Below are 13,290 nucleotides of genomic sequence, written 5' to 3' on the forward strand. Positions count from 1 at the left end.
TTGGATCAGTCGCTAAATAAGGCATCTGCGCTGATGTAAATATCGATGCAGGTAATAGCGCCGCTGCGCTCAAACAATTCCCGGGCGTGTTCTGCCGGTAAAGCCAGTGCGGAGGACTGATAAGCCTCAGCGTTGCTGCGGGTAGCAACCAGCTTGGTCTGTGCTGTATCGACCAGGTGGTAGGACACTGGCACCTGGCACCAGGTGAACACTAGTGACGCTGTCGGCAGCGGCAGATCTTGCCAGTCCCCGGCGACATCCAGGTAACGAAACGATTGCTCCTCGGAGGTGAATTCGCGGCCGCGCAACAGCGACGGATCGAAAGTTACTTCGCCATTAGCAACCCGAACTCCCAGCTCATTGAAGCGGGTGATAACTTCCTCTTTGACCTGACCGGTCATGCCGGGCTGTTGGGCGCCGATATGCGCCGGCGTATGTGAGTATGGGTCGTTGGGAAAGGCACCGTATTCGGCGGGAGATTTGTTGAAGCCAATGCCTTCACGCACTGCGTAATAGAGCTCGCCCAGCTGCTGCAGGGTGGTCGGGTCACAGGCTGACGACTTTGCCGCCATAAACCGTTCCTGAACTGCCAGCAGCAGCTTGGCAACCATATGCCAGTAAATGCTGCCCAGGCCTTCAAAACCGAACATGCCGCCAGAGCGGCCGGTAAAGGATTGGTGACCGAAAACACTTTCATAAAGCTCGCGCAGGGCATTGGCCGCGGTGCTTCCCAGTGTGGGGTAGTGAGCTTGCGCGGACTGCAGCGCCTGGTCCAGCTGGCCAACATTGGTGATTCGCGCATTGAAGCGAAAGTCGCCGCGGGCATCCTGCACAACCAGTGTGGTATCGGTGTTTTTCAACATGTCCTGTACCGTGCTCAGCGACTCCAGCTGCTCGGCAGGAATACGATTTTTCTGCAAGAACCCAACGTTGGGTTTATCCGGGTAAAGGATGAACGATTTCTGGTCGGCTCTATAGAGCGGGCTGGCAAACAGAGTTTGCAGTAGCTGTACCGCTTCTTCAGCTTCGATTGCGCCGCTGCTGAGTGCCGCAACTTGGCCTTCCAGCATTGGGTACAGGGTATCTATGGCGGCACTGCCAGGCGCGATATCCAGCAAGTTATAGGCGTTGTAGAGCCCATCTTCATTGCGGTTACTGGCAATACTATGGTCCACCGCAGCCAATGCGCTGTCCAGCAGTTCGTGAACCAGCCCAATTTCGAGCTGGCGGCTGCCGCTGAAGCCATCCTGGCGGTATACCGTTTCGCGATAGCGGCTTGCGGCTTGACCGAGCTGCTCTAGCAGCGCGTAGCGCTGTTCATTAGTGAACCTGCCACCGGCCAACTGCGGTTGCACCTCGCGCAGCGCAGCGACGGTTTCTTCCAGCCAGGTAAAGACTTCGGCAGATACCACTCCGGCCTGATCGAGCTCCCGCATCAGCGGCTGCAGAAAATGGATGTAGCGGCGGATGTAGTAAAGCGTCACCATCGACAGTCCCTGGCCAACCAGGGCGTTGTTAGCATCGTTCCATTCAGGGCGCTGGGTATTGAGCCAGATGCCGCCGTCCACAACCAGATTACCGAGTTTGCTGAGCAGCGGCAGTAACAGTTTTTCCAGCAGTGTCACCAGATACACTTGACCGGTTTGGTCCAGAATCAATTTGCCATCGGCGCCCAGTTCCTCAACCCGCGACTCAATGGTCAGCGCCAGGTCGGCGTCATAGGTGACGGTACTTTTGGCATTTTCCAGCATGCTCTCGAAGGATTTGAGTCGGTAAGGCACATTCGCGTAGCTGAAACATTGGGTGTGCAGCAACTGCGGCAACGCCTGCGGATGGAATTGTCGAGATAGCTCCAGCAATTTGAGCAGGTAGATGATCTGGTGGTCGCCCCAGTAGCCGATGTAGCTCCAAGGGTCGTCTTCATCTTCGACTTCCCAGTCGATACCAGCTTCGGTAATACGATAGGGGTTGTAGCCATCAATGGTAGAGGCATTAACGAATTTTGCGATAACACCCTCGATGTAGTCGGGGTAGCTGAGCAATAGAGCTTCCCAATTCTGGAAGATGTCGCGCCAGTTGCCCTCATAGGCAAGCAGCGGCTGTTGCTGATCATCCTGCAATTTGATCGTGAAGTGGTTCCAGGGTCGGCTGGGGTCACCATGGCGTCTACCAAAGGTGAGCGGCAGGTACTCCAGCGCGAGCCGATGTGCCTGTGAATCTCCATGCTCAGTGATCTGCGCCAGAAACTGTTGGTAGTTGAGGCTGGCCGGTAGCTGCTTCAGCAGCCCCTGCAGCTGGCCTGCCACTGGCTTGTTAAAGTGTTGGAAATGAGCGTTGATTGCCGCTGTTTCCACCCGGTACTGGTCATTAAAAATGCCGCCGCGCATAACGTTAAAAAGCACGTTGGCGTAATGGTGTGCGGCCAGGTTTTCATTTTGCGTATGCTGCAGACCATCGGCCGCGCCAATGATCCGGTTGAGCACATCAGAGCCGCGCGCAATAGAGTGCGCAACCGCGGCGCTAAGCTGCGCCGGGTCCGCCAGCGCCACCTGTAGCTCGACAACTTCAGCCTGAGTGCGCTCGGTATTGGCTACCAGCTGCCAGCTTTTTTTGGCGCCTGCCTCCAGCACGATATCCGCATTCAGCAGGTAGGCACCACGGATTCCGCGGGTATGACTTTCGTCGCTAAGCCTTTCACCGGCACGAAATGCGTCGAGTTGCTTATTGCTCAACAGCACCCGGGGCTGCTCAAGGCCCAGCGCAAATACCGTCGTGGCGCGCAGTGACTCGCAGGGCTCGGCACGATCGGTGATGGCAGAGTACAGGGTGTAACAGGCCAGCCCGGTCTCGGCATCGACTTCGTTCCATTTGTAAGCATCGACCAGATAGCTGGAATTGGTCTGGGTAAACCGCGGGGTATCGGCGGGCAACAGGTTTTGCAGACCATCAATCAGGGAGATGGCGGTGTCAGCGGTACCCAGCGACTCCAGCTCGCTGCTACGGATAAAACCAAACTCCTCGCTGCTGGCCCACTGGTAGCGAAAAACCAGCGCCAGGTCGTGGTTGATCTCTTCAAAGATCAACTTGTTGCCGTGCCAGTTTTTGTAGAGATTGCGTTGTAACCGATAGCCGCTGCTGCGCTCCGGATTGAACGGTTCCCAGAGCTTAACATCGCCATCGCTGCGCACTCTCAACAGCGTCTTGGGACCGGTTATGGGCACGCTGTCATATATTTTGTCGACAGTAACATAGGGCAACAGAGCGGTATCAGGAGACACGCGCCCGGCGGTCAGTGCGCCATTGGAAGCAACGAACATCCAATGGTCGAAGGCCGAGACCACGCTGATGAAAAACGGGGGCAGCTGATCGACGTTATCGATGCAGTAATAGCGCTCTCCGTCCAATGTTTTCATAGCGCCGGAGACAGCTGGGGTTTGATATGTAGTCACAGGCTTATCCCTGATTGGCAAAAAGTGTTTGCAGCGCAAGCTTCGGCTGGCGGTCTTCGGTCCACAGGCCCCAGTGCTTTTCTGGCTCCAGTGGATCCTCGGAACCCTTCCAGCTTTCGTCAAAGGCTTCAAAGATAAAAGTCAGTATCCCAGCTTCCCGTGACCAGTTCAGCAACTCGCGGCAATAAATGGCCTGTAATTGCTGTGAGGCGTTGTTCGGTTCGATACCGCGGCCGTTGGAGGCTGTAGTCCAGCCAGCTTCGGTGATCACTATGGGTTTATCCGGATTTTTGTCGATAACCGCCTGCAGGTTCTGCTGCGTGAAGGCCATGGCGTGCTCAATCGACTGATACTCCCAGACGGGATAGGTATGTACGGAAATAAAGTCGAGCTCTCTGGCCAGTGGTTCCAGCTTGTTGGTCCAGGGCACGTAGTTTTCGCAAAAAGTCACCGGTTGTGTAATGGCAGACTTCAGCCGCCGTGTTTGTGCTACCAGCCTTTCCACCGGAACCAGGTGGTCGCTCCAGTCAACGCTGGCTTCGTTGCCGATAGAGACGCTGAATACGACATCGGGGTAGCGGAGTGACAATGCAATCAGCCGGTCAATCTCACGATCGTTTGCTATCCGGTTAGAGGCCAGGGTTTCTTCATCGAAATGTGCACCCCAGGGGCAGTTTGGGTTGCTGCTCTCGGCGGTCATATTGGCGCCCAGCATGACTTTGAAATCGAGCTGCTGCTCTTCAATCACTTGCAGCACGGTCTCTGCATGCGCAGTGCAATCGTAAAGACGAAGGAACTTCCAGCGCGGCTGCAGCAGTGCGAGGTCTTCACCTATTTCCAGTGCTGAGGGAAAAATACCGTGTACTGGCGACTGTCCCGCCCGGTAGCCGGAGTAGCAAATGGCATTGCCGCTGTCAGCCCAATTTTTATCATTGTTGTGCATTGTCGTTTCCATACGTTTTAGGCGACAGAGTATTTGGGTATGCCGTCTTTGTCCCAGAGACCCCAGTAGGCACCAACATCACCTTCATCGGCGACCTTCCAGGCCTCATCAAATGCCGCGAAGTAAAAAATATCGATATCGTCTTCTTCCGCCCATTGGTAGGTGTTGAGGAAGTAACGCAGGGCGTTGGATGTTGAGGGTATCGAGCCGCCAAAGGCGGTGCCTATGTTAGGCCAGCCAGTTTCGGTGATGATGACCTTCTTGCCCGCTGCGACTTTCATTGCGCGTCGGTACATGTCTTTCATATACAGTAGCGAATACTCCGCGGCACAGGCTTCCCAAAATGGATAACAGTTGGCCAGCACGACGTCGCAGGCAGCTGTGACATTCGGGTAATCGACGAATTTGTAGTAGGCGTCCACATAGCCGACGGGAACACCCGGGACGGCGGCCTTAACCCGTTCCATATAGTCGATCAGCTGTGTCTCCGACAGCTCATCGCGCAGCAGCACTTCATTGCCAATAGCGATGATATCGGCATCTCCTGCCAGGCCAACGGCAATCGCGTTGGCGATTTCGAGTTCGTTGTTGTCCAGATCGCCGTCCAGCCAGGCGCCTACCAGCGTTTTCATGCCCTGTTGGCGGGCCAGCCCCGGGATCAGCTGATTGCCCTCAGTGCAGGAAAAAGTGCGGATCCACTGCACATGATCGGCGATGATGCTGAGGCGGCTGCTGATCTGATCAGCAGTGATCACGGTGCCAGGGCCCTGGCCTTCCAGGTAGGGGCTAAAGCAAATACCGTGGATGCCAGCTGCCAGGCGTGCCTGGAGCTGTGTGATCAGCTGCTGTTCCGACAGCTGGTCAATGGCGATACCGGCTAGCGCCATACGAGGGTGCTGCCGATAGTCCTGCCGTGGTCGCGACATAGTATTTCCCCTTAAGTGGTCCTGCCGCTACGGCAGACATTGTGCTTGTGCTCTTTGGCACTTTGCGTTGCATTGCTACTGGTGTTGTAGGGCGGTGCTTTTTATATGCAGTCAGTTAGCGTTGCAGACCTTAAGGAATGCGGTCGGTAACACAATAACGCTGAGACAAACGGTTGAGTTGCTGCGACCAAATGGTCTTTGCCGGACTCCCTTTGCTACTTTACGTAGAACGGCGTGTTGGAGTGCGCCGCATTACCCTGACCGTCGTAGGCATAGACGAAGAGGCGATAAGCGCCTTTTTCATCGGGAGCTGTGACCTTGATCTTGGGTGTGCTGGACGTGCCAACGACGCCCTGAACCAGTTCTGGAATGGCCTCAGTATCACCGCCAATTTCCTTGGCGCGACTTTCACGGCGTACTTCCCAGCGGTATTCAATGGTGTCTTTATCGTAGTCAACGATCACAACCTCGGCATCGTAGCTCTTGCCACGCCATAGATAGATGCCCTCGTAGGGGTTTTTGCCGTTCAACTGGATCCGGCTGATGCGCGGCGCCCGGTTGGCGGGCCAGCGTCCGGTCCAGATAAAATGCATCACATCTACTGCCTCGGTGCGGGCGCCGTCTTCGGTAAACATACCGTACCAGGTTGAGGTGCGTTCTTGCTTCTGGCCCCATAGGAACACGTAGTTGCCAATCGCCTGGTCGCCAAAGGGCTCCAGCACCTTCAGGTAACTATCGGCATAGTGCGCAGCTTTTTCCGAACTGGTTTGCTCCACGGGGGCGCCCCACTTGGTTTTATGGACTTCCCAGTGCCCAACGGCCCCCCATTCGGTCACGAAATAGGGCTTCTTGAAGCGAGCTTTCTTAAGGTACTTGGGTAAGTTGGCAAGATCTGCGTAGAGCTGAAAACTGACAAAATCGAGAGCCGGCGCGCGTTCCTGAATGTCTTTCACCGCGCGTTTGTCAAACCCCGCAATGGTCGTTGTCACTGGATGGTTGGGGTCCAGCTCCTTGATCATTTCAGCCACATCATTGACCGCGTCATAGACCTTGGAGTTGGTATAGTCGAAATTAAGCTCGTTGCCGATGAACCAGGTCAGCAGCGCGGGGTGGTCCTTGTTGGCCAGCACGCGGGCGCGAGTTTCTTCCTTCTGCTTGGCCACAGCGACCGGATCATTGTAGTCAAAGCCAACCCGCTCAGGCGCGAACTCCAGACACAGAGATACGGTCAGGCCTAATGCATGGGCGCGATCCAGCAGTTCTTTGGCCGGCAGTGCGCCGTCATCTACCGCCCAGGTGCGAAATGAATTGCCCCCGGAGGCAGCGAACAATTCCAGATCGGCATGATCGATGCCGGCGCCCTTAATAGCGTAGGGCTGGCCATTGCGCAGCAGCTGAAACTTGCCGTCGCGCTCGATAATCTCTACTTTGCTGGGGCCTTCAGCGGCGTTCGCTGGAGCCGTGTTTTCTGTGGCGCTGGTAGCGCCCGCCAGAAAGCTGCCGGCGATGATAAGAGGTGCCAAAATAAGCCATTTCATAAAATTTCTCCTGTATTACTTCGCGGCCGCGAGGCCGGGTACCAGATCCTGTTCTATTTGTTCGAGCGACTTACCGCGGGTTTCCGGTAGCAGCCGCAGTATGATTAGCAGGCCTGCAAATGCAAACATCCCGTAAATCAAAAACGTTGTACTGGTGCCCAGATTGGCCAGCTGCCAGGGAAACAAAAGTTGCACCAGAAAGCTGACGGCAGAATTGATGAAGCCGACGAATGAAATCGCTGCGGCACGCAGGCGGTTGGGGAACAGTTCAGAAAACAGCACCCACATAACCGGACCCAGTGAAATAGCGAAACTGGCGACAAAGCCGATGATGCCGCCAAGTACCAGCATAGGATTCATCTGAATAGCGGCGCTGATCAGCTGCGATTCATGTTGCCGTAACAATTCAGGACTTAATTGGCTGGCCAGTGCCTGCTTGAACGCAATGTCATTGTCGAAAACCACTTCACGCAGGCTCTCCAGGGCAGTGGTGTTCAGGCTTGAACCCAGAGCACTTATAGATTCCGCCGACAGCACGTACGTGGCGGAACCGAAGACCCAGGCCAGTAACAACATGCTGCAGGTGATGCCAGAGACGCCAATTATCAGCAACGGTTTGCGTCCGATCCGATCAATGCACATCAGAGCCACGACAGTGAAGGCAAGATTGGTCAGACCGACGACGACCGCCTGCATAAACGCCGCATCGGTGCCGATTCCCGACTGTTCGAAAATCATTGGAGCATAGAAGAACACCGAGTTAATGCCAGTGATTTGTTGTAACACAGCGACACTAAGGCCGATGGCAAGCACCAGACGCATCGGCTGACTGAAGATACTGCTGAAGGGCAATTGGTTGGCGGCCTCCTGCTGTTCCGTGGCTATGTTGGCCTGGATAGCCGCCATTTCGGTGGGCGCTGCATCTGCGCCATTGGTCTTTGTGAGCACCGCTAGGGCGGGCTCTAAATCTCCGCGCATAATGAGCCAGCGCGGGCTCTCGGGCACCAGTCGCAGGCCCACGAAATACAGGACTGCCGGTACGGCCTCGACCATCAGCATCCAGCGCCAGGGCCATTGCTGTAAGCCCAGCTCTATGGCCCAGGGTGCCGGCGACTGGCTCAGCTGTAATATCAGGTAATTGCTCATGAAGGCAGCGGAAATCCCCAGCACAATATTCAGCTGGTTGAATGACACCAGGCGCCCGCGTTGCTGTGCCGGGGCCATTTCTGCAATGAACATGGGTGCTATAATCAGTGCTGCCCCCACGCCAAACCCGCCCAGCATGCGTGCCAGCACCAGTTCTACAAAGGAGCCTGCCAGGGCGGACCATACAGCCGATACAGCGAACAACAGTGCCGCGGCCTGAAGCACGGGCTTGCGCCCCAGTCGATCGCTAATGGGCCCGGCTACCAGCATGGCGAAGGTAGCCGCCAATGACAAAGATGCCACCGCCCAGCCGAGCTGAATCTTGGTCAACTGAAACTCGACTTCTACAAACGAGACGACTCCGGAGATGACGGATGCATCAAAGCCCATGAGAAAGCCACCGAGAGCGACAATCAGGGCAGTTCTGGCGGTATAGGAAGCAGACTTTGTCATTTGGATGTAGTTACCATACCGGGACGAGGGAGGTTGCTGTTTAGATGAGGAATGACGGCGCTGCATTATTGTAGTACAGGTTGGCGGAGTGTACTCTGACCTGTCGGCCCACCTAGGCTTACCGCTAGTATTTGTTGGATAGGAAGTGCCAACAACCCGTAAGCGATCAAGTGGACTGGCAATGCGGTAAAGGGGCGGTCGCGAAACTTTGAGCAGAGGTTTCGAGTCTAATGACGGAAAACCGCTTTGTCGGAAACCTAGTCCCATTTATCGTTTAAAACTGGTGCTGCCGTGGCACTGGTTGTATATGACAGGCATACAAAAAATTTAACAAAACCGCAATCAAGCTGCCCATAGCCGACGTCCGACACTGTAGTGGTAAAAACAGTGGTTAAAGCACGTCCGCAGGCAGGACTCCAAGGGAGAAGAACGTTGTCTATTAACCCATTGAATTTTGTAGCACTAAGAGCTGCAGGCCTGGCAGCCATTCTGGCGATTGCCGGCTGTAGTGAAGGCAACAACAATTCCGCCATCGAAGGCCCGCTGATACCTGCACCAGAACCGACAAGCGCAGACTATGAGCTGGTTTGGAGTGATGAGTTTGATGGCAGTGGCGTCGATGAGGCCAATTGGGAAATAGAGACCGGCGATGGCTCAGATGCCGATGTGGGTCTTCCTGGCTGGGGCAATAATGAGGAACAGTATTACACGGCCAGCAATATCACTGTAGCCGATGGCAATCTGGTCATCGAAGCACGCGAGGGGGACTCTCCCGACGCCGCGTATAATTACACCTCGGGTCGTCTGCGCTCACAGGGCAAAGTAGATTTCACCTTTGGGCGCATCGAAGCCAGCATCAAAGTGCCACCGGGCGTAGGATTGTGGGCGGCTTTCTGGCTGCTGGGCACGGAACCTGGACCCTACGGCGGCTGGGCTGCCAAGGGCGAAATTGATATTCTGGAGTCATTCGGTGGCAACGACCCGTTTGCACAGGGTGCGCTGCATTATGGTATGGGCTTTCCGCAGAATCAGTTTGTGGCGAAGGATTATCGGGATATTGACCCGACCGACGGGTTTCACCAGTACGCGGTCGAGTGGGATGTAGAGCAGGTGCGCTGGTACATTGATGGCGTGCATTATTTTACCGTGCGTGCAGACAGCTACTGGAACTACTACTTCCAGAATGAGAGGGATGGCTTTGCCGCTGGCGGTGAGGCTGCGCCCTTCGACCAGAATCAGCACATCATTATGAATCTGGCGGTGGGCGGTAATCTGCCCGAGGATGATCCTATCTCCTCGGTATTTCCAGCGCAGATGCTGGTGGACTATGTGCGCCTGTATCAATGCCCCATCGATCCCCAGAATACCGGCTTGGGCTGTCAAAATTCCATCGATCCGGTGAATCCCTATATCATCGCCGAAATCGAAGAGGATGATGTATTCACCGCAGGTTACATCCTCTATTTAGACCAGATAGAAACTCTTTTTGCCGATACAGGTGCAGACCGCTTTTTGGGCCTCGACGTGTTCACGGATGGTGGCGCGCTGGTGCTCACCGAAGTAGCCACACCAGACGGCGGAATGGCGCTGGATTTGCGCACTACTGGTGGCGGTAATGTCTCCATCAAGGATTCTGAAGGTGACACCTTTAACGTCTTCGGTGTTGGTGCATCCGATTCATCCGGGTTCTTTGGTGGCGAGATCAGCTTTGATATTAAGGTGATCAGTGGTGCTGACACAGACGCTAACGGAATGCTGCGGGTAAAAATGGACAGCGGTTTTCCTAACACCAGCTTTGTCGAGATTCCGATCAGCGAACTGCCCCAGGATCAGTGGGGGTCGAGATCGGTACCCATCACCGATATCTTGGAAAGCAACCAAGGGGTCGATGGCGGTGACCCAGTCGATATCAGCCAGATAGTGAGCCTGGTGACTTTCGAACCGACCAGCGCGGCCCATATACAGATCAACAATATACAGCTTAAGTGCGGTGCCCCGGATGCATGCGGCATAACCTCTTTTGCCACCGCGACCTTTGATGTGTTTATCGACAGCGTTGACCCGGCCTGGGAACGTGGTATTGGCGCTTATGATTCTCCGGCTGATATAACTTACTACGAAGGTGACACTGGCAATCATGTGACCTGGGAACTTGTGGATACCGGAGAAGCGGGTCACGACATTGTTGTCGAAACCACATTCGATGATTCCGGCGCTAGTGGCTTGGTCTTTATTGGCGGCCCGGAAGACGGTTCGTTGGACTTGTCCGGCTTTTCCGATGGTGAGTTGGTATTTGACGCTCGCTTCATCAGAAACCCCAATGACCTTGCGCTGGTTTACAAGGTCGACGGCCCCGAATTCGCGGGTACTGGCGAGCAGTCTTTGGGTCAACTGGTGTTAAACGAATGGGAGACTTTTAGTATTCCGGTACGGACTCTGGTCACCCAGGGATTGCCGCTAGCGGAAGTGACTGCTGTTGTCCTGATGCCAACCTTTGCTGGCAACGATGCAGTGCTGCAATGGGATAATATGCGCTTTGAACCCACCTCAGCCGGGCCTACAGTTCCGGTCGGCCTGCCGGTCGATTTTGAAACTGAGGGCGCTTTTTATACCTTCAGTGATTTTGGCGGTAGCGCGACCGAGGTGATCGACAACCCGGAACCCGGTGGCATTAATACCAGCGCTAAGGTGGCACGGTTTTTCAAGTTTGAAGGGGAAGTATATGCCGGCTCTACCCTGCTACTGGATACCCCGATTGATTTCGCCGCCTCTGAGCAGATTACTGTGAGTGTGTGGTCGCCGCGACCGGTCGATGTCTTGTTCAAGTTGGAAGGCGCTAATCAAGAGCTGACTGTTTCCCATACTGGCGCCGGCTGGGAGCAGCTGACGTTTGACTTCACGGGTCTGACTGTAGCCGGTGAACTGGCTCTGACCTTTATCTTTGATAACGGCGTGGTCGGTGACGCTGAAGGTGATCCCGATAACTGGACCTTCTATGTCGACGATATTGCGCTGAGGACTTCGGGCGGTACCGGCGGTGATGGCGCCACTGGGTGTGATGCCTGTACGGACTTTGATGACCCCGGCATCACCTATAACTTTATCGATTTTGGCACCCCAACAGGCCCCATGACTGTGTTGACTATGGATCCGCTCGATGCTGGCAATACCGTTGCTAGCACCACTAAGCCTTTGGGTGCTTCGGCTGACTCGGGTACGACGCTGGATTCGGGTACCATTATTTATCCGTTGAGCAGTATCAATAGCAAGATTAGCCTCCGTATTTATTCGCCTACTACCGGTATGCCAGTGCGGCTGCGGCTGCAAGATGCCAGTGATCCTATGCGTTCGGTGGAGAGTGAAGTCGTTACTACAACTTCCGATGCCTGGGAAACTCTGGTGTTTGATTTCAGTGATCCAGTAAGCGGTACGCCAGCACTGAATCCGGGTTATACCTATGATCAGCTGAGTATCTTCTTCAACTTTGGCACGGACGGTAATACTGGCGGTGAGCTGACGACCCTGTGGGATACGATTGAATTTATCGGTGACTCGGGCGGCATCAGGTATAGCGCTGATTTTGAATCGTCGGACATCGGAGCCTCTGAGGTTAGTGATGGCTGGCTTACCTTTGTTCAGGTGTTTGAGAGCGATGGTATTACAGTCGCTTATGTTTATGGTCCGGCGTTTGCAACCCCCAACGGCACTGGCCATATCGCTGCAATAGCACCGAATATGGAGGGTGACGTGGAACAAGGGCTGCAGTACCTGAACTTGTTCAGTGACTACAATAATGCCGACCATGGGGTGGGTCGTTTGATCAACCCGCTCACCTTTCAGCAGCGCACCATTGGCGCTGACGATGGTGCCCTTTATCGTCTGAGCTTTCAGGCCAAGGCGCCGTTCACCGGCGGCATAGCTGCTCCCACCACGGCTCAGGCATTTATCAAGACGCTGGACCCGGAAAATGGGTTTGCGACTACCAGTATTCAGACCTTAGATCTGTCGATGGTCAGCAACAGCGAGTGGGTGAACTACGAGGTTCTGCTGCTGGTTGACGCCGGGGCGTTGGAGGGCCAGATACTGCAGTTCGGTTTTGAGAATACAGCCACTGGCTATAATGACTCGGGTATTTATTACGACAATATTGTGTTTGAGCCTGCTGTAAATACCCCGTTCAGTTATGAGACCGATTTTGAAGCTTCGGACATCGGAGCCTCTGAGGTTGGTGATGGCTGGCTTACCTTTGTTCAGGTGTTTGAGAGCGATGGTATTACAGTCGCTTATGTTTATGGTCCGGCGTTTGAAACCCCCAACGGCACTGGCCATATCGCTGCAATAGCACCGAATATGGAGGGTGACGTGGAACAAGGACTGCAGTACCTGAACTTGTTCAGTGACTACAATAATGCCGACCATGGAGTGGGTCGTTTGATCAACCCGCTCACATTTCAGGAACGCACGATCAGCGCGGGTACTGGCGGGCTCTATCGTTTGAGCTTTCAGGCCAAGGCGCCGTTCACCGGCGGCATAGCTGCTCCCACCACGGCTCAGGCATTTATCAAGACGCTGGACCCCGAAGATGGGTTTTCCACTACCAATCTTGAGGTTGTAGAACTTTCGATGGTCAGCAACAGCGAGTGGGTGAGCTACGAGGTGCTGCTGATGATTGATGCTGATGAATTAGACGGCCAGATCCTGCAGTTCGGCTTTGAGAATACAGCGACTGGCTATAATGACTCGGGTATCTATTACGACAACATCAACTTTGGCTTGGCACCATGAGAACAACGAAAGGGGCGAGTGTGAAAACCATAACAAAAATGAAGGCCAGT

General features: G+C 54.7%; 6 protein-coding genes. 1 reads left to right on the top strand and 5 read right to left on the bottom strand.

All coding sequences use genetic code 11. The features are described 5' to 3' along the window. Positions 1 to 5: 5 nt before the first annotated feature. The 5 genes from EYC98_RS04710 to EYC98_RS04730 all read right to left on the bottom strand — a co-directional run bounded on the left by EYC98_RS04710 (position 6) and on the right by EYC98_RS04730 (position 8,455). Positions 6 to 3,449, bottom strand: a complete 3,444-nt coding sequence (locus tag EYC98_RS04710; RefSeq protein ID WP_279244149.1) for a hypothetical protein — start codon at positions 3,447 to 3,449, stop codon at positions 6 to 8. A gap of 4 nt (positions 3,450 to 3,453) precedes the next feature. Next, complete coding sequence (locus EYC98_RS04715; protein WP_279244150.1) at positions 3,454 to 4,392, bottom strand: glycoside hydrolase family 17 protein; 939 nt, start codon at positions 4,390 to 4,392, stop codon at positions 3,454 to 3,456. A 17-nt stretch (positions 4,393 to 4,409) separates the two neighbouring features. Further along, a complete protein-coding gene (locus EYC98_RS04720) occupies positions 4,410 to 5,318 on the bottom strand; it encodes a glycoside hydrolase family 17 protein (protein WP_279244151.1) in 909 nt (302 codons plus the stop codon). A gap of 215 nt (positions 5,319 to 5,533) precedes the next feature. Next, on the bottom strand, positions 5,534 to 6,856 hold the full coding sequence (locus EYC98_RS04725) for a glycoside hydrolase family 2 TIM barrel-domain containing protein (protein ID WP_279244152.1): 1,323 nt from the start codon (positions 6,854 to 6,856) through the stop codon (positions 5,534 to 5,536). Positions 6,857 to 6,871: 15 nt separating this feature from the next. Then, a complete protein-coding gene (locus EYC98_RS04730; RefSeq protein ID WP_279244153.1) occupies positions 6,872 to 8,455 on the bottom strand; it encodes a sugar porter family MFS transporter in 1,584 nt (527 codons plus the stop codon). Positions 8,456 to 8,887: 432 nt separating this feature from the next. Here EYC98_RS04730 and EYC98_RS04735 point away from each other — a divergent pair, with 432 nt between their 5' ends. Then, positions 8,888 to 13,240, top strand: a complete 4,353-nt coding sequence (locus tag EYC98_RS04735) for a glycoside hydrolase family 16 protein (RefSeq protein WP_279244154.1) — start codon at positions 8,888 to 8,890, stop codon at positions 13,238 to 13,240. Positions 13,241 to 13,290: the final 50 nt, after the last annotated feature.

It is taken from the genome of Candidatus Litorirhabdus singularis (assembly GCF_026262625.1).
GTDB classification, from domain to species: Bacteria; Pseudomonadota; Gammaproteobacteria; order Pseudomonadales; family Halieaceae; genus Litorirhabdus; species Litorirhabdus singularis.

Bases quoted from the DNA above. Each gene is read 5' to 3' on its own strand.
- EYC98_RS04715 (WP_279244150.1), bottom strand. From the start codon at position 4,392: ATGCACAACAATGATAAAAATTGGGCTGACAGCGGCAATGCCATTTGC.
- EYC98_RS04720 (WP_279244151.1), bottom strand. From the start codon at position 5,318: ATGTCGCGACCACGGCAGGACTATCGGCAGCACCCTCGTATGGCGCTA.
- EYC98_RS04725 (WP_279244152.1), bottom strand. From the start codon at position 6,856: ATGAAATGGCTTATTTTGGCACCTCTTATCATCGCCGGCAGCTTTCTG.
- EYC98_RS04730 (WP_279244153.1), bottom strand. From the start codon at position 8,455: ATGACAAAGTCTGCTTCCTATACCGCCAGAACTGCCCTGATTGTCGCT.